Genomic DNA, 16,046 nt, shown 5'->3' with positions numbered 1-16,046 from the left:
GCAGTCAGTACCTTGGACGAGACCTTTCCGTGACCTGGGGTGTTGATTGGCCGGGAAACGACGGTGCCCCGCCCGCCGGGTGAGCGGCGGACGGGGCGTCCGAAGCGGCCGGGGACCGGGCGGGGCGCCGGTCCGGCGAGGTCAGCGGGCGGCGCGGTTCACCGCGGAGACGACCGCCTTCAGCGAGGCACGTGTCGTGTTCGCGTCGATGCCGATGCCCCACAGAACCTTGCCGTCGATCGCGCATTCGATGTACGAGGCGGCCTGCGCGGAGGCGCCCTCGCTCATCGTGTGCTCCTGGTAGTCCAGCAGGCGTACGTCGATGCCGATGGACTGCAGGGCGTCGAAGAAGGCCGAGATCGGACCGTTGCCGGTACCGGCCAGGACGGTGTCGACGCCGTCGACCGTGGCCTCCACCTTGAGCGTGTCCACGCCGTCGGTGTCGGTGGTCGACTGGCCGTTGCGCACCTGGATGCGGCCCCAGGGGTTCTCCGGGTTCGGCAGGTACTCGTCCTGGAAGACCGCCCAGATGTCCTTCGGCGTGACCTCGCCGCCCTCGGCGTCCGTCTTGGCCTGGATGAGCTTCGAGAACTCGATCTGCATCCGGCGCGGCAGGTCCAGCTTGTGGTCGTTCTTCAGGACGTAGGCGATACCGCCCTTGCCCGACTGCGAGTTGACCCGGATGACCGCCTCGTAGGAGCGGCCGACGTCCTTGGGGTCGATCGGCAGATAGGGGACCGCCCACTCGATGTCGTCGACGGTGACGCCCTTCGCGGCCGCGTCGGCCTCCATGGCGTCGAAGCCCTTCTTGATGGCGTCCTGGTGGGAGCCGGAGAAGGACGTGTAGACCAGGTCGCCCACGTACGGGTGGCGCGGGTGGACCTCCATCTGGTTGCAGTACTCCCACGTACGACGGATCTCGTCGATGTCGGAGAAGTCGATCTGCGGGTCGACGCCCTGGGAGAACAGGTTCATGCCCAGGGTGACCAGGTCGACGTTGCCGGTGCGCTCGCCCTGTCCGAACAGGCAGCCCTCGACGCGGTCGGCGCCGGCCATCAGGGCCAGCTCGGCGGCGGCGACGGCGGTGCCGCGGTCGTTGTGCGGGTGGATCGACAGCACGACGTGCTCGCGGCGGGTCAGGTTGCGGTGCATCCACTCGAAGCGGTCCGCGTGCGTGGAGGGCGTCGAACGCTCCACGGTGGCGGGCAGGTTGAGGATGATCTCGCGGCCCGGACCCGGCTGGTAGACGTCCATCACCGCCTCGCAGACCTCCAGCGCGAAGTCCAGCTCGGTGTCGGTGAAGATCTCCGGGCTGTACTGGAAGCCGAACTCCGTCTCGGGGCCCAGCAGTTTCTCGGCGTACTCGACGACCAGGCGGGTGCCGTCGACGGCGATCTGCTTGATGTCGTCCTGGGAGCCGCGGAAGACGACCCGGCGGAAGACGGGCGCGGTCGCGTTGTACAGGTGGACGGTCGCCCGCCGGGCGCCCTTCAGGGACTCCACGGTCCGCTCGATCAGGTCCTCGCGGGCCTGGGTCAGTACGGAGATGGTGACGTCGTCGGGGATCGCGCCGGGCTCCTCGACGATGGAGCGCACGAAGTCGAAGTCGGTCTGGCCGGAGGCGGGGAAGCCGACCTCGATCTCCTTGTAGCCCATCTTGACCAGCTGGTCGAACATCCGGCGCTTGCGCTCGGGCGACATCGGGTCGATCAGGGCCTGGTTGCCGTCACGCAGGTCGGTGGAGAGCCAGCGGGGGGCGGTGGTGATCCGCTGGTTCGGCCAGGTCCGGTCGGAGATGTCGACCTGCTCGTACTGTCCGTACTTGTGGACCGGCATCGTGCTGGGCTGCTGGCGGTTCGCCATGAGTGCGGGGCTCCTCTTGGTGTCCGGATGGACGGCCGACACGCAACACGAAGCTCCGCGGGGAGGGAGTCGACCTGAACTACAGGCCCTCGCCGCGGCAGCTAAGAAGAAGCAGCCCGAAACGCATGATGCGCAGCATGCTAGCCGAGCCCTTCCGGTTGTGGCGGTGTGTATCAGTATGCGGGACCGTGTGCCATATCAGGACAAAAGGTGTGCCACGTCACGCGGCCGGTAGCACAGGGCAACCACCCGCACCCCCCGCATCCCCACATTTCACCAATCATGGTGGCAACTAGTGACACCGCACTCACCCAGTGCGATGGTTCCGCCATGACGACGAACGGGGGCTTCCAGCCCGTCTTCTGCACCATCGTCCCGCCCCACGTCCTCGACACGCTCGCCCGCGCCGAGGACCCCGCGCTCGCCGGCCCCGCCCGCCGGACCCTCCAGCGCGACGCCTTCGAACGCACCCAGCGCCGCCTGACCACGGTGATCGGTGCGCCCGCGATCGCCGCGCCGCCCGAGGCGGAGACCGGGCAGCCGCACCGCACCGTCTACGACGCCCGGCACCGGACCGCCCTGCCCGGCAAGAAGGTCCGCGGTGAGGGCCAGGAGCCCGGCAAGGACGCCACCGTCAACCGCGCCTACGCGGGACTCGGCGCCACCTTCGAGCTGTTCCAGAAGGCCTTCGCACGCGACTCGATCGACGGCGACGGCCTCCCGCTGGACGCCACGGTCCACTACGACGAGGACTACAACAACGCCTTCTGGAACGGCGAGCAGATGGTGTTCGGCGACGGGGACGGGGAGATCTTCAACGACTTCACCATCCCCATCGACGTCATCGGCCACGAACTCGCCCACGGCGTCACGCAGTACACCGCGAACCTCGCCTACTTCGGCCAGTCCGGCGCCCTCAACGAGTCGCTGTCCGACGTCTTCGGCTCGCTGATCAAGCAGTACACGCTCGGCCAGACCGCCACCGAGGCCGACTGGCTGATCGGCGCGGGCCTGCTCGCCGAGCGCGTCACCGGCACGGCCCTGCGCTCGATGAAGGCACCGGGCTCGGCGTACGACGACGACGTGCTCGGCAAGGACCCGCAGCCCGCGACCATGGACGACTATGTGCACACCGGCCGCGACAACGGCGGCGTGCACATCAACTCCGGCATCCCCAACCACGCCTTCTACCTCGCCGCCACCGCCCTCGGCGGTCACGCGTGGGAACGGGCCGGGCAGATCTGGTACGACGTGCTGACCGGCGGCCGGCTCACCGAGGACGCGCAGTTCGAGGACTTCGCCGCCCTTACGGTCGCGGCGGCCCGCGACCGTTACCGCGAGGGCGACGAGCTCCAGGCCGTCACCAAGGCCTGGGAGCAGGTCGGCGTGCGCACGCCGTAGTTCCGTACTAGACAGGAACCATGCGGATTCTGGTGCGGCGCACAGGTGGTTTCGGGGGCATCGAGCGGCATGCCGAGGTGGACACCTCGGGCCGTGACGACGCCCAGGAGTGGCAGGCCCTGGCCGAAGGCGCGATGGCGGACGGCCGGGGCACGCCCCCGGTCGGCGTGCCCGACGGGTTCAGCTACCAGATCACGGTGGACGGGAAGACCGTGTACTGCGCGGACCCACGGCTCACCGAGGAGCAGCGCAGGCTGATCAGCAGGGTGCTCAAGGAAGGCGCGTAACGGGTTCTTCCCGTCTGCCCGTTGACTTCCGTTACCGACGGTACGGATGATCCGGCGCATGGCGACTCATGAGCGCGACGCGATGCCCCGCTTCCCGGCCGGCTTCCTGTGGGGCGTGTCGACCTCGGCCCATCAGATCGAGGGTGCCGCGGAGCTGCGCGGCCCCTCCGTCTGGGACGAGTTCACGGCCGTGCCGGGCCGGGTGAAGGACGGCTCGACGGCGGCCGTGGCCTGCGACCACTACCACCGCTACCGCGAGGACGTGGCGCTGCTGGCCGGGCTCGGCGTGGACGCCTACCGGTTCTCCGTCTCCTGGCCCCGGGTGAACTCCCCCGGCGGCCTGGACTTCTACGACCGGCTCGTCGACGAGCTGTGCGCGGCGGGGGTCCGCCCGGTGCCGACCCTCTTCCACTGGGACCTGCCGGCCGCGCTGGACTGGCTGGAGCGGGACACCGCCGCGCGGCTCGCGGAGTACGTGTCGGTCGTCGCCGGCCGGCTCGGCGACCGCGTGGAGAAGTGGATCACCCTCAACGAGCCCGCCGAGCACACCCTTCTGGGCCATGCCCTGGGTGTCCACGCCCCGGGCCGGCAGCTGCTGTTCGACGCCCTGCCGGTCGCCCACCACCAGCTCCTCGCGCACGGTCTGGCCGTCCGGGCGCTGCGCGCGGCCGGTGCCACGGACATCGGCATCGCCAACTCCCACGGACCGACCTGGCCGGCCTCCCGCGACGAGGCCGACCTGGAGGCGGCCGGCTTCTACGACCTGCTGCTCAACCGCCTGTTCGCGGACCCGGTCCTGCTCGGGCGGTACCCGGAGGGCATCGCCGAACTCATGCCGGGCGACGTGGCCGCGGACCTGAAGGTCATCGGGGAGCCCGTCGACTGGTACGGGATCAATTACTACGCCCCGACCCGGGTGGGCGCCCCGCAGGGCACGGAGATCGACTTCGGCGGTGTCCGGATGCCCGCCGAACTCCCCTTCTCCGTGAGGGAGATCGAGGACGTCCCGAGGACCGACTTCGGCTGGCCGGTGGTCCCCTCGGCGCTCACCGAACTGCTGACGGACTTCCGCGCCCGCTACGCCGACCGCCTGCCGCCCGTCGTCATCACCGAGAACGGCTGCTCCTACGAGGGCCTCGACGACCAGGCCCGCATCACCTACCTGGACGGCCACGTCCGCGCCCTGCACCGCGCGATCGAGGAGGGCGTCGACGTCCGCGGGTACTTCGTCTGGTCCCTCCTGGACAACTTCGAGTGGGCGGAGGGCTACGAGCGCAGATTCGGCCTGGTCCACGTCGACCACGAGTCCCGGACCCGCACCCCGAAGGCCTCCTACGCCTGGTACCGCGACATGCTCGGGGAGCAGCGCCCGTCCTGAGGGACCCGGGCAACAACGCCCTTCATTCAGGGGCGCGGGGAACTGCGCGACAAGCCGCGACGGACCCGCACCCGCCACCCAGGGCCGAGGAGGCACCCCCGGAGGCGCCCGAAGGCCAGGGTGGCCTCAGAAACCCAGCCGCCGCAGCTGCTTGGGATCGCGCTGCCAGTCCTTGGCGACCTTCACATGAAGGTCGAGGAACACCGGCGTACCCAGCAACGCCTCGATCTGCTTGCGCGACTTGATCCCGACCTCCTTCAGCCGCTTGCCCTTGGGGCCGATGATGATGCCCTTCTGGCTGGGCCGCTCGATGTAGACGAAGGCGTGGATGTCGAGGAGAGGCTTGTCGGCGGGCCGGTCCTCGCGCGGGAGCATCTCCTCGACGACCACGGCGATCGAGTGCGGCAGCTCGTCCCGCACACCCTCCAGCGCGGCCTCACGGATCAGCTCCGCGATCATGACCTGCTCGGGCTCGTCGGTGAGGTCGCCCTCGGGGTACAGGGCGGGGCCCTCGGGCAGCATCGGGATCAGCAGGTCCGCCAGCAGGTCGACCTGCTTGTTCGCGGTCGCCGACACCGGGACGATCTGCGCCCACTCGATGCCCAGCTCCCTGCCCAGCTGGTCGATCGCGATCAGCTGCTCGGCGAGGGTCTTGGAGTCGACGAGGTCCGTCTTGGTGACGATGGCGACCTTCGGGGACTTCTTGATGCCCGCCAGCTCCTTGGCGATGAAGCGGTCGCCGGGGCCGATCTTCTCGTTCGCCGGGAGGCAGAAGCCGATCACGTCGACCTCGGCCCAGGTCGTGCGGACCACGTCGTTCAGCCGCTCGCCCAGCAGCGTGCGCGGCTTGTGCAGCCCGGGGGTGTCCACCAGGATCAGCTGCGCGTCCGGGCGGTGCACGATCCCCCGGACCGTGTGCCGGGTCGTCTGCGGCTGGTTGGCGGTGATCGCCACCTTCTGCCCGACCAGAGCGTTCGTGAGGGTGGACTTGCCCGCGTTGGGCCGTCCCACGAAGCACGCGAAACCGGCCCGGTGCTCCCCCGCTGCCTCAAGGGCGCGAGAGGTGCCCCCATCCTCGGCCGGCTGTTCGGATGACTGGTTGCGAGCGCTCATGCCGCTCATTCTCCCTGATCCCCGAAGCCGTGCCGCACCACCGGCATGAAGACCCTTTCCGAAGGGCACCCACCGTGAGCTTCCGGAAACCCGACGGCAACGAAACGTCACGGAAACACACCCGTACACGACCGGAAACCGACAGCGGTGAGTCTCTCTCGCATCCCCCACCCGTTGGAGACGACCGTGACCCTTGCCGCAGCGCACGTCGACACCGGCGACACGGCCTGGCTGCTCGCCGCCACCGCCCTCGTCCTGCTGATGACCCCGGGCCTGGCCCTGTTCTACGGCGGCATGGTCCGCGCCAAGAGCGTCCTCAACATGCTGATGATGAGCTTCGTCTCGATCGCGCTGGTCACGGTCGTGTGGCTGGCGGCCGGCTACTCGCTCGCCTTCGGCGAGGACGCGGGCGGCGGGCTCATCGGCGGCCTGGAGCACCTCGGCATGGCGGACCTCGGCCCGGACAGCGTCCACGGCACGGTCCCCACCGTGCTCTTCGCCACCTTCCAGCTCACCTTCGCGATCATCACCGCCGCGCTGATCAGCGGTGCCGTGGCGGACCGGACCAAGTTCGGGGCGTGGCTGGTCTTCGTGCCCGTGTGGGCGCTGGCGGTATACGTCCCGGTCGCCCACTGGGTGTGGGGCCCGGGCGGCTGGATCGTCGCCGAGCTGGGCGCGCTGGACTTCGCGGGCGGTCTGCCCGTGGAGATCACCTCGGGCGCCTCGGGTCTCGCCCTGTGCCTGGTCCTGGGTCCGCGGCTGGGCTTCCGCAAGGACGCCATGCGGCCCCACAACCTGCCCATGGTGATGCTGGGCGCCGGTCTGCTGTGGTTCGGCTGGTTCGGTTTCAACGCGGGCTCGGCGCTGGGCGCCAACGGCCTGGCCGCCGCAGCCTTCCTCAACACCCTCGCCGCGGGCTGCACGGGCCTGCTGGGCTGGCTGTTCGTCGAGCAGCGTCGCGACGGGCACCCCACCACCCTGGGCGCCGCCTCGGGCGCGGTCGCGGGCCTGGTGGCGATCACCCCGTCCTGCGGCTCGGTGTCCCTGCTCGGCGCGCTCGTGGTCGGCCTGGCCGCCGGTGTCGTCTGCTCCTACGCCGTGAGCTGGAAGTTCAGGTTCGGCTACGACGACTCGCTCGACGTCGTCGGTGTGCACCTGGTCGGCGGCGTGATCGGCACCCTGCTGATCGGCGTCTTCGCGGTGGAGTCCATGACCGGCGGTCCCGAGGGCCTGCTGCACGGCGGCGGACTCGGCCAGCTCGGCAAGCAGCTCGTCGCGATCGTGGCCGTCGGGACGTACGCGTTCGCCGTCACCTACGGCATCGCCAAGCTGATCGACAGGACGATCGGCCTGCGCGCGAGCGAGGACCACGAGCACACCGGCCTGGACCTTACGGTGCACGCGGAGACCGCATACGATCACGGCGTTCTGGGGCACGGCGCCCCGGTCGCCCACTCCGTCCCCACCGCCCAGAAGGTCAGGCCCCAGGCATGAAGCTCATCACCGCGATCGTCAAGCCTTACCGCCTCGACGAAGTGAAGAACGCCCTTCAGGAACTGGGCGTCCAGGGCCTGACCGTCACCGAGGCCAGCGGCTACGGCCGCCAGCGCGGGCACACCGAGGTCTACCGCGGCGCGGAGTACCAGGTCGACCTCGTGCCGAAGGTCCGGATCGAGGTCGTCGTCGACGACGCGGACGCCGACGACGTGATCGACGCGGTGGTGAAGGCCGCGCACACCGGCAAGATCGGCGACGGCAAGGTGTGGGCGCTGCCGGTCGACACGGTCGTCCGGGTCCGCACGGGCGAGCGCGGCCCGGACGCCCTGTAGAAGCGCCCTAGCCGGCGGTGACGGTGGTGTGCACGGTCCCGTCCGGGCCGGCGACCAGCACCGGCGTCCCGGATCCGCCCAGATCGCGTACGGCGGCCAGGTCCGCGTCGGACGCCGACTGCGCCTGCGTCACCACCGCCGCGGCCTCCAGCGACTTCGCCCCGGACGCCACCGCCATGGCGACGGCGGTCCGCAGGGCGCTGAGCCTCAGCGAGTCCAGGTCGACTGTCCCCGCGACATAGGTCCGGCCGGTCTCGTCGCGGACGGCCGCGCCCTCCGGCACCCCGTTGCGGGCGCGGGCCGTGCGCGCCAGGGTGACGATCTTGCGGTCCTCGGGGTCGAGCGCGTTGCTGTCGGTCATGGCTCGAGGATACGTAGGCGTCCCGGGCTCACCCGGCGACGGGGTACACGGCCCCGCGCCGCCCTTCGGGCCTGGTGTTCCCGGGGGACGGCCGGGCCTAGGACCGGTCGAGGCGGAGGCGGTCGGCCCGGGGCAGGCCCGCGACGACGAGGTCGTAGGAGTCCTCGACGAGTTCGCGGACCAGGCCGTCGGGGAGGGTGCCGTCGGCCGTCACCGTGTTCCAGTGGCGTTTGTTCATGTGGTAGCCGGGGACGATCAGGCCCTCGTGCTCGGTGCGCAGCCGAACTGCGTCGTCCGGGTCGCACTTGAGGTTGACCGTCAGGGGCCGCGCGCCCAGGTCGGTGAGGGCGAACAGCTTGCCCCGGACCTTGAAGACGGAGATCTCCGGGCGGAACGGGAAGTCCTCCACCGCCGCGTTGAACGACAGGCAGAGGGCGCGCAGCTCCTGGGGCGTCACTCCGGTTGCTCCTCGGGGGTCCCGGCCGGTGAGACCGGCTCCACCAGCACGGTCACGATCTTGTTGCGGCGGCCCGCCGAGGACTCCGCGGTCAGCCTGAGCTGCCGGCCGTCGGGCAGTTCGACCGTCGAGGAGGCGCCGGCGATGGGGACGCGGCCGAGGGCCTTGGCGAGCAGTCCGCCGACGGTCTCCACGTCCTCGTCGTCGTACTCCTCCAGGCCGTACAGCTCGCCGAGGTCGGTGATGTCGAGGCGGGCGGTGACCCGGAAACGGTCCTCGCCGAGGCTCTCCACGGGCGGCAGTTCCCGGTCGTACTCGTCGGTGATCTCGCCGACGATCTCCTCGAGGATGTCCTCGATGGTGACGATGCCGGCGGTGCCGCCGTACTCGTCGACGACGACGGCGACGTGGTTGCGTTCCTTCTGCATCTCGCGGAGCAGGTCGCCGGCGTTCTTGGTGTCGGGCACGAAGAACGCGGGGCGCATCGCGGTCGACACCAGCTCGGACTCGGCGTCGCGGCTGATGTGCGTCTTGCGGACGAGGTCCTTCAGATAGACGATCCCGACGATGTCGTCCTCGCTCTCGCCGGTCACGGGTATCCGGGAGAAGCCGGAGCGCAGGGCGAGGGTGAGGGCCTGGCGGATGGTCTTGTAGCGCTCGATGAGGACGAGGTCGGTGCGCGGCACCATCACCTCGCGCACCAGGGTGTCGCCGAGCTCGAAGACGGAGTGCACCATGCGGCGCTCCTCGTCCTCGATGAGGGACTCCTGCTCGGCGAGGTCGACCAGCGCGCGCAGCTCGGCCTCGGAGGCGAACGGGCCGCGGCGGAAGCCCTTGCCGGGGGTGAGGGCGTTGCCGAGGAGGATCAGCAGCGACGGGATCGGGCCCATCACCCGGGCCAGCGGCAGCAGCACGTACGCCGCCGCCGTGGCGGTGTTCATGGGGTGCTGGCGGCCGATGGTGCGCGGGGACACCCCGACGGCGACGTACGACACCAGGACCATGACCGCGATGGCGACCAGCAGGGCCTCGGCCGTGGAGTCGAACTCCGCCAGGCAGGCGTAGGTGACCAGGGCCGCGGCCGCCATCTCGCAGGCGACGCGGACCAGCAGGGCCACGTTCAGATAGCGGGTGGGGTCGGCGGCCACCTGCGCGAGCTTCGCGCTGCCGCGGCGGCCGGACTTCACGGCCTCCTCGGCGCGGAAGCTGGAGACCCGGGCGATGCCGGCCTCCGCGCAGGCGGCGAGCCAGGCGACGACGGTCAGCAGGATCGCGCCGAGGACGAGTTGAGGACTCATGGTCGACTCGGCGGGCGCTAGGAGACGGTCGGCGCGGGCGACGGGCCGGTCAGGCCCCTCTCCTGCCGCCAGCCGTCCACGATGGCCGCCTGGAGGCCGAACATCTCGGCCTTCTCGTCCGGCTCCTCGTGGTCGTAGCCGAGCAGGTGCAGCACACCGTGGACGGTGAGGAGCTGGAGTTCCTCGTCCATGGTGTGCTGCGTGTCCGCCTCGGCGCCCTGCTTGGCGGCGACCTCCGGGCACAGCACGATGTCGCCGAGCAGGCCCTGCGGGGGCTCCTCGTCGTCCTTGCCGGGCGGCCGGAGCTCGTCCATGGGAAAGGACATGACATCGGTGGGGCCGGGCAGGTCCATCCACTGGATGTGCAGCTGCTCCATGGCGTCGGCGTCCACGACGATCACCGAGAGCTCGGAGAGCGGGTGGATGCGCATCCGTGCGAGTGCGTAGCGGGCGATGTCGAGGATCGCCTGCTCGTCGACCTCGGTTCCGGACTCGTTGTTGACGTCGATCGACATGGTCGTGCTCGGTCTACTTCCCCTTGTGCCCGGCCTTGCCACGGCCGCCCCTGTGCGCGCCGTTCTCCGTGCCGTGCTGGCTGTCGTACTGCTCGTACGCGTCGACGATACGGCCCACCAGCTTGTGGCGGACGACATCCTGCGACGACAGCCGGGAGAAGTGGACGTCCTCGACGCCGTCCAGGATGTCCTGGACCTGGCGCAGGCCGGACTTGGTGCCGTTCGGCAGGTCGACCTGGGTCACGTCGCCCGTGATCACGATCTTCGAGTCGAAGCCGAGTCGGGTGAGGAACATCTTCATCTGCTCGGGGCTGGTGTTCTGGGCCTCGTCGAGAATGATGAAGGCGTCGTTGAGGGTGCGGCCGCGCATGTAGGCGAGCGGCGCGACCTCGATCGTCCCGGCGGCCATCAGCCTCGGGATGGAGTCGGGGTCGAGCATGTCGTGCAGCGCGTCGTACAGCGGGCGCAGGTAGGGGTCGATCTTCTCGTACAGGGTGCCGGGCAGGAATCCCAGGCGCTCGCCCGCCTCCACCGCCGGGCGGGTCAGGATGATGCGATTGCACTGCTTGGACTGCAGGGCCTGTACCGCCTTGGCCATGGCGAGGTAGGTCTTGCCGGTACCCGCGGGGCCGATGCCGAAGACGATCGTGTGCTTGTCGATCGCGTCGACGTAGCGCTTCTGGTTGAGCGTCTTGGGGCGGATGGTGCGGCCGCGCGAGGACAGGATGTTCTGGGTGAGAACCGAGGCCGGGGTCTCCTCCGGGCCTTCGCCGTTCTCGCTCGCCCTCAGCATGGCGATCGAGCGTTCCACTGCGTCCTCCGTCATCGGCTGCCCGGTGCGGAGCACGAGCATCATCTCGTCGAACAGGCGCTGTATCAGGGCGACTTCCGCCGCTTCGCCGACCGCGCTGATCTCATTGCCCCGGACGTGGATGTCGGCCGCCGGGAAGGCCTTCTCGATCACGCGCAGAAGGGAGTCTCCGGACCCCAGCACGGTGACCATCGGATGCTGGGCGGGGACGGTGAACTGTGCTCGTGCCTGCCCCTGTGCGGGGCTGTGAGCTGTGGGTGTCTGAGTCATGGGCCGGCTCTGTAGGCCTGCTTTTCCTCCTCTTCACGGCCGCGTGGCTGAGGGCGGCCTCGCGCAATCCAGAGTACGCCGGGGGGCGGTCGAGGCCGTAGGCCTTTTCATGGGGTGGATGTGACTGGGGTGGCCGTTGGTGCGGGGCGGCTTGTGCCGTGGGGCGGGTGCGGGCCGTGGTGGGCTGGTCGCGCAGTTCCCCGCGCCCCTGAAGGCAGGGCGTCGTGCGCTGGACGCGGTCACGTGACGGAGCCGCATATCGGCACAGCCCCGCGCCCCCTAAAAGCAGGGCGGTGTCGGCTCCCAGCCGCGGGCAGGCGTGCCGCTTGGGGCGGCACGGGTGGGCGCGGCGGCACCTTCCAGGGTCGGGTGGTGGGACGCCGGGACCCGGGGGGTTGGGAGCGGCCCTGGATCGGGGCAGGTGGGGGGGCGCCCGAGCCCGGGGTAGGTGGGGAGCGGCCCTGGACCGGGGCGGGGGTCAGGTGGATTTGCCGAAGCCGATCGTGGGGACGGCTCGGCGCAGCGGCCAGGGGCTTACGCAGTCGTCGGGGACCAGCCGGTCCAGGAAGGCGTAGCGGCGCAGGGCCGCGGGGTCCTGGTCGGCCAGGGACTGGACCTTGCGCCACCACGCGGCCACCTCGCTCCAGCCCGGCGCCGACAGCGACCCCCCGAACTCCTGCACGGACAGCGCCGCCGTCAGCCCCGCGAAGGCCAGCCGGTCCGCCAGCGGCCAGCCGGCGAGCGTGCCCGTGACGAAACCGGCCACGAACACGTCCCCCGCCCCGGTGGGGTCGAGCGCCTCGACGGCGATGGCGGGCACCTCGGCGGTCTCCCCCGTCCGCCCGTCCATGGCGTAGGCCCCCTCCGCTCCGAGCGTCACCACGACGACGGGAACGTACGCGGACAGAGCCTGCGCGGCCGCGCGGGGGCACCCGGTGCGGGTGTACCGCATGGCCTCCTGCGCGTTGGGCAGAAAGGCCTCGCAGTGCTCCAGATCCGCCAGCCCCGCGAGATCCCACGCCCCGGTGTCGTCCCAGCCGACGTCGGCGAACAGCCGGGTCCCCTGCCCCGCGGCCTGCGCAATCCACGGCGCCCGTCTGCCGGGCGTGAGGGAGGCGACGGCGGCCCGGGCCCGGGGCGGGCAGTCCGGCGCGGGCTCCTCCGGCGGGGGCTCGTGGCCGTGGGAGACCATCGTGCGCTCCCCCTCGTAGGCCATGGAGACGGTGACCGGCGAGTGCCAGCCCGACACCGTCCGCGACGAGCCGAGGTCGATCCCCTCGCCCTGCTCCAGCGCGTCCCAGCAGTACTCCCCGTAGTGGTCGTCGCCGAAGGCCGCCGCGAGGGAGGTGCGCAGCCCGAGGCGGGCCAGCGCGGTGGCCATGTTGGCGACGCCGCCGGGGCTGGAGCCCATGCCGCGCGCCCAGGACTCGGTGCCGCGCACGGGCGCGGAGTCCAGCCCGGTGAAGATGATGTCGAGGAAGACGGTGCCGGTGAGGTAGACGTCCCACGGCGGGTCCGCGGGCGCCCGCAGCCCGGCGAGCGGGTCGACCTGGGACCTGCGGTGCGGCCCCTGCCCCATGGACACCTCGGACGCGATCACGATGGCGCTCCTGACACATGGCGGACACATGGTGTGGATTCAGGCCAGTGTGCACCACATCTCCCCGGGCGGGCCGTCCGCACCGCACCGGCCGCACCCGCACCACCGCCCCCACGGACACGGTCCTACCAGCGCGGCACCCCCGGCGTCACCCACCCCGGCTCGGCGACCCGCATCGCCGCCGCGTCGTCACGGTCGCGCAGCCGGCCGTCGTCCGCCAGCCAGCGCCGGTGCAGGAAGTCCAGCCGTTCACGGTCGAGTTCGACGCCGAGACCGGGCGCGTCGGAGACCGTGACGCGGCCCCCGGTAAAGGCGATGCGCTCCGTGAGGACGTCCTCGGACTGCCAGGGGTAGTGCGAGTCGCAGGCGTGGCGCAGTCCGGGCACGGTGGCCGCGACCTGGGTCATGGCGGCCAGGCTGATGCCGAGATGGGTGTTGGAGTGCATGGACATGCCGACGCCGAAGGTGCGGCACACGGCGGCCAGGTGCTGGGTGTTGCGCAGCCCTCCCCAGTAGTGGTGGTCGGAGAGCACGATCCGCACGGCACCACGGGTGAACGCCTCGGGGATCTCGCCGAAGGTGGTCACGCACATGTTGGTGGCGAGCGGCACGTCGGTGCGCGCGGCGACCTCGGCCATCGCGGCGGTGCCGAGCGCCGGGTCCTCCAGGTACTCCAGGACGTCCCGCAGGGCGTCGGCGACCTTCACGGACGTCTCCACCGACCAGGCGCCGTTGGGGTCGAGCCGCAGCGGCCGCCCCGGGAACGCCTCGGCGAGGGCGCGCACGGCGGCGACCTCCTCGTCGGGCGGCAGGACACCGCCCTTGAGCTTGAAGGAGGTGAACCCGTGGCGCTCGGTGAAGAGGCGGGCCTGCCCGACGATCCCGGCGGGGTCGAGGGCCGCGCCCCAGTCGTCGCGCTCGGCCGGGACGCCCTGCGGATGCTCGGCCCACTTGTAGAACAGGTAGGCGCTGTACTCGACGGAGTCGCGCACCTTGCCGCCGAGCAGGGCGTGCACGGGCAGCCCGAGCGCCTTGCCGAGCGCGTCGAGACAGGCGACCTCGAAGGCGGAGACGACGGACAGGCGGAGCTTGTCGGCGGTCTGGACACCGCGCAGCCCGCCGACGTCGACGGATTCGTCCACGCGTGAGGCGTCGACGCCGACGCCGTCCATCAGCGTGAACAGCCCGTTGAGGTCGTCGACCCGGCGTCCGGGCAGCAGCGCGGCCAGCGGCCGGGCGAGTTCGAGGTACCTGGTGTCGCCGTAGGTCTCCCCGACGCCGGTGGTCCCGTCCTCCGTCACGATCTCCACGATCAGGCGTGGCGTGTACGGCTGGTGGACACCCTGGGTGTTGAGCAGGGGCGGGTCGGCGACCAGCACGGGCGTGAGGCGGACCTCGGCGACGGTCGGGGCGTGGGGCACGGGACGACCTCCGGCAGTTGTTCATGTATGTGAAACATAAATGTGTATGCGAACAGCGACCGCGCTTATACCCACCCCTCCGACCGCCAAACAGAAACGTGCCCCACATCACATCACCTGCCCTCCCCCGCACCCGCCCGGTCTTGATACAAATTGCCCGCGCGTTCCTGTCCGTCGACAGTCGTCGCCCAATCCCCCCTTTTGTGCCGCTTCTTTCGCATGCCCTGGGAACGCCCGTGTCCGCCCCCCGCACCACTCCCTGGCCGCTCGTCGCCCTGTTCACGGCCGGGTACCTCGCTCCTTATCTGCTGCCGACCCTCGTCGGCCGGCTCGACGCCTATCTGCCCGTGTCCGCGACCCAGGCGGGCGCCATCGGCAGCGCGCTGCTCCTGAGTTCGGCGACCGCCGGATTCCTGCTGGCCTCACTGGTCGAGCGGGCAGGGCCGCGCCGCCTCGCCCGCGCCGGACTGCTGCTCGCCGTCATCGGCTACGGCACGGCCGCGCTGCTGCACGCCGTACCGGCCGTCGTCGCCGGAGCGGTCGTCGGCGGCTTCGGCTCGGGCACGGTGACCGCGGTCGCCGCCACCCGGATAGCCGCCGAACGCGATCCGCACCGCGCCTCCGCGCTCAGTCTGCTCGGCGTCTCGGCGCTGGCGGGCGCCGTCTACCTCACCGTCCCGCACCTCGGCCCCGGCCACGGGCTGCCACCGGCCGCGATCGCGCTGACCGCGATGGCCGTATGGCCGTTCGCCGGGCGGCTGCCCGCCGCCGCGGCCGTCCCGTACGCCCGGCGCGAGCGCGCCCCGCTCCCCCATCTCGGCGCCGGTCTCGTCCTGGTCGCGGTCATGCCCTTCTGGTCGCTCGCGCAGAATGCGCTGTGGGGCGTCAGCGGCCGCATCGGGCTGACCCAGGCCCATCTCACCGAGGCGACCGTCGGCGCGGTCTTCGCTGTCGCGCTCGGCGCCGGACTGCTCGGCGTCCTCGGCGCGGGGGCGCTCGGTCCCCGGCTCGGCCGCGCGCTGCCCGTCGGCGCGGGAACGGTCCTGATCGCCGGGTGCATCGTGGTCAGCGCCTCGGCCACCGGTCTGCCGGCCTTCGCGGGCGGCGAGATCGCCTGGAACGCCTGCTACCCGATCGTCCTGTCGTATCTGATCGGCCTCGCCGCCTCCCTCGATCCGCGCGGCCGCTGGGCGGTGTTCGCCGGCTCGGCGTCCTCGCTGGGCACGGCCGCGGGCCCGCTGACCGGCAGTCTGCTCTCCGCGCAGGCGGGCTTCCCGGCGATGGGCGCCATCCTGGCGGCCGGGCTGCTGCTGATCGCCGTACCGATGACGGCCGTGGCGATGCGGGCGGGCCGTCGGCCGCTGCCCGTGGTCGAGATCCCTGTGGAGAGCCCGGCCCCGCAGACGGCCAAGGCGGCCTGAGGCGCTGCGCGACGGCGGTCG

Annotated in this window: 15 protein-coding genes; 6 read left to right on the top strand and 9 right to left on the bottom strand. The window is 71.2% G+C overall.

Annotated elements, in window-relative coordinates:
* Positions 1 to 141: 141 nt before the first annotated feature.
* On the bottom strand, positions 142 to 1,863 hold the full coding sequence (leuA, locus tag ACZ6SQ_RS11425; protein ID WP_469559475.1) for a 2-isopropylmalate synthase: 1,722 nt from the start codon (positions 1,861 to 1,863) through the stop codon (positions 142 to 144).
* Positions 1,864 to 2,193: 330 nt separating this feature from the next.
* Here leuA and ACZ6SQ_RS11420 point away from each other — a divergent pair, with 330 nt between their 5' ends.
* Genes ACZ6SQ_RS11420 through ACZ6SQ_RS11410 form a run of 3 tightly spaced genes read left to right on the top strand, consistent with a single transcriptional unit; the run spans position 2,194 to position 4,929 of the window.
* Positions 2,194 to 3,264, top strand: coding sequence for a M4 family metallopeptidase (locus tag ACZ6SQ_RS11420; protein WP_469559473.1), 1,071 nt, complete (start codon positions 2,194 to 2,196; stop codon positions 3,262 to 3,264).
* Positions 3,265 to 3,284: 20 nt separating this feature from the next.
* Positions 3,285 to 3,551, top strand: a complete 267-nt coding sequence (locus ACZ6SQ_RS11415) for a protealysin inhibitor emfourin (protein ID WP_469559470.1) — start codon at positions 3,285 to 3,287, stop codon at positions 3,549 to 3,551.
* Between the two features lie 46 nt (positions 3,552 to 3,597).
* The gene (locus ACZ6SQ_RS11410; RefSeq protein WP_469559464.1) at positions 3,598 to 4,929 is read left to right on the top strand and encodes a GH1 family beta-glucosidase; all 1,332 of its coding nucleotides are present in this window, start codon (positions 3,598 to 3,600) and stop codon (positions 4,927 to 4,929) included.
* A 126-nt stretch (positions 4,930 to 5,055) separates the two neighbouring features.
* On the opposite strand, the gene era is transcribed toward ACZ6SQ_RS11410, so the two are convergent.
* Positions 5,056 to 6,042, bottom strand: a complete 987-nt coding sequence (era, locus tag ACZ6SQ_RS11405; protein WP_389320809.1) for a GTPase Era — start codon at positions 6,040 to 6,042, stop codon at positions 5,056 to 5,058.
* Positions 6,043 to 6,228: 186 nt separating this feature from the next.
* Between era and ACZ6SQ_RS11400 the strand changes: the two genes are divergently transcribed.
* Together ACZ6SQ_RS11400 and ACZ6SQ_RS11395 are read left to right on the top strand one after the other, a co-directional pair.
* Positions 6,229 to 7,536, top strand: coding sequence for an ammonium transporter (locus tag ACZ6SQ_RS11400; protein WP_469559461.1), 1,308 nt, complete (start codon positions 6,229 to 6,231; stop codon positions 7,534 to 7,536).
* Positions 7,533 to 7,871 carry a P-II family nitrogen regulator gene (locus tag ACZ6SQ_RS11395; RefSeq protein ID WP_386378433.1) on the top strand — a complete coding sequence of 113 codons (339 nt, stop codon included), beginning with the start codon at positions 7,533 to 7,535 and terminating at the stop codon, positions 7,869 to 7,871. Before ACZ6SQ_RS11400 ends, ACZ6SQ_RS11395 begins: the two co-directional genes overlap by 4 nt.
* A gap of 7 nt (positions 7,872 to 7,878) precedes the next feature.
* On the opposite strand, the gene ACZ6SQ_RS11390 is transcribed toward ACZ6SQ_RS11395, so the two are convergent.
* From ACZ6SQ_RS11390 to ACZ6SQ_RS11360, 7 genes are all read right to left on the bottom strand, one after another.
* On the bottom strand, positions 7,879 to 8,232 hold the full coding sequence (locus tag ACZ6SQ_RS11390) for a cytidine deaminase (protein WP_469559456.1): 354 nt from the start codon (positions 8,230 to 8,232) through the stop codon (positions 7,879 to 7,881).
* Positions 8,233 to 8,329: 97 nt separating this feature from the next.
* Positions 8,330 to 8,689: an MmcQ/YjbR family DNA-binding protein gene (locus tag ACZ6SQ_RS11385; protein WP_469559453.1), complete on the bottom strand. Its 360-nt coding sequence runs from the start codon at positions 8,687 to 8,689 to the stop codon at positions 8,330 to 8,332.
* Entirely contained in the window at positions 8,686 to 9,987 is a 1,302-nt protein-coding gene (locus ACZ6SQ_RS11380; RefSeq protein WP_469559450.1) for a hemolysin family protein, read from the bottom strand. Before ACZ6SQ_RS11380 ends, ACZ6SQ_RS11385 begins: the two co-directional genes overlap by 4 nt.
* A 17-nt stretch (positions 9,988 to 10,004) precedes the next feature.
* Positions 10,005 to 10,502, bottom strand: a complete 498-nt coding sequence (ybeY, locus tag ACZ6SQ_RS11375) for an rRNA maturation RNase YbeY (RefSeq protein WP_389320792.1) — start codon at positions 10,500 to 10,502, stop codon at positions 10,005 to 10,007.
* 13 nt (positions 10,503 to 10,515) lie between these two features.
* Positions 10,516 to 11,583, bottom strand: coding sequence for a PhoH family protein (locus tag ACZ6SQ_RS11370; RefSeq protein WP_389320789.1), 1,068 nt, complete (start codon positions 11,581 to 11,583; stop codon positions 10,516 to 10,518).
* A gap of 478 nt (positions 11,584 to 12,061) precedes the next feature.
* Positions 12,062 to 13,162: a carbohydrate kinase family protein gene (locus ACZ6SQ_RS11365; RefSeq protein ID WP_469559605.1), complete on the bottom strand. Its 1,101-nt coding sequence runs from the start codon at positions 13,160 to 13,162 to the stop codon at positions 12,062 to 12,064.
* 146 nt (positions 13,163 to 13,308) lie between these two features.
* Complete coding sequence (locus tag ACZ6SQ_RS11360) at positions 13,309 to 14,604, bottom strand: glucarate dehydratase family protein (RefSeq protein WP_469559445.1); 1,296 nt, start codon at positions 14,602 to 14,604, stop codon at positions 13,309 to 13,311.
* A 236-nt stretch (positions 14,605 to 14,840) separates the two neighbouring features.
* Here ACZ6SQ_RS11360 and ACZ6SQ_RS11355 point away from each other — a divergent pair, with 236 nt between their 5' ends.
* Positions 14,841 to 16,025 carry an MFS transporter gene (locus tag ACZ6SQ_RS11355; RefSeq protein ID WP_469559442.1) on the top strand — a complete coding sequence of 395 codons (1,185 nt, stop codon included), beginning with the start codon at positions 14,841 to 14,843 and terminating at the stop codon, positions 16,023 to 16,025.
* Positions 16,026 to 16,046: the final 21 nt, after the last annotated feature.

The sequence above is a fragment of the Streptomyces sp. NPDC048600 genome, from assembly GCF_055587025.1.
Note: the sequence above shows the minus strand (reverse complement) of the source record. Positions and strands in the feature narration are given on the sequence as shown.

Excerpts from the sequence above, each read along its gene's own strand:
- leuA (WP_469559475.1), bottom strand. The coding sequence starts at position 1,863 with ATGGCGAACCGCCAGCAGCCCAGCACGATGCCGGTCCACAAGTACGGA.
- ACZ6SQ_RS11420 (WP_469559473.1), top strand. The coding sequence starts at position 2,194 with ATGACGACGAACGGGGGCTTCCAGCCCGTCTTCTGCACCATCGTCCCG.
- ACZ6SQ_RS11415 (WP_469559470.1), top strand. The coding sequence starts at position 3,285 with ATGCGGATTCTGGTGCGGCGCACAGGTGGTTTCGGGGGCATCGAGCGG.
- ACZ6SQ_RS11410 (WP_469559464.1), top strand. The coding sequence starts at position 3,598 with ATGATCCGGCGCATGGCGACTCATGAGCGCGACGCGATGCCCCGCTTC.
- era (WP_389320809.1), bottom strand. The coding sequence starts at position 6,042 with ATGAGCGCTCGCAACCAGTCATCCGAACAGCCGGCCGAGGATGGGGGC.
- ACZ6SQ_RS11395 (WP_386378433.1), top strand. The coding sequence starts at position 7,533 with ATGAAGCTCATCACCGCGATCGTCAAGCCTTACCGCCTCGACGAAGTG.
- ACZ6SQ_RS11390 (WP_469559456.1), bottom strand. The coding sequence starts at position 8,232 with ATGACCGACAGCAACGCGCTCGACCCCGAGGACCGCAAGATCGTCACC.
- ACZ6SQ_RS11380 (WP_469559450.1), bottom strand. The coding sequence starts at position 9,987 with ATGAGTCCTCAACTCGTCCTCGGCGCGATCCTGCTGACCGTCGTCGCC.
- ybeY (WP_389320792.1), bottom strand. The coding sequence starts at position 10,502 with ATGTCGATCGACGTCAACAACGAGTCCGGAACCGAGGTCGACGAGCAG.
- ACZ6SQ_RS11370 (WP_389320789.1), bottom strand. The coding sequence starts at position 11,583 with ATGACTCAGACACCCACAGCTCACAGCCCCGCACAGGGGCAGGCACGA.
- ACZ6SQ_RS11365 (WP_469559605.1), bottom strand. The coding sequence starts at position 13,162 with ATGGGGCAGGGGCCGCACCGCAGGTCCCAGGTCGACCCGCTCGCCGGG.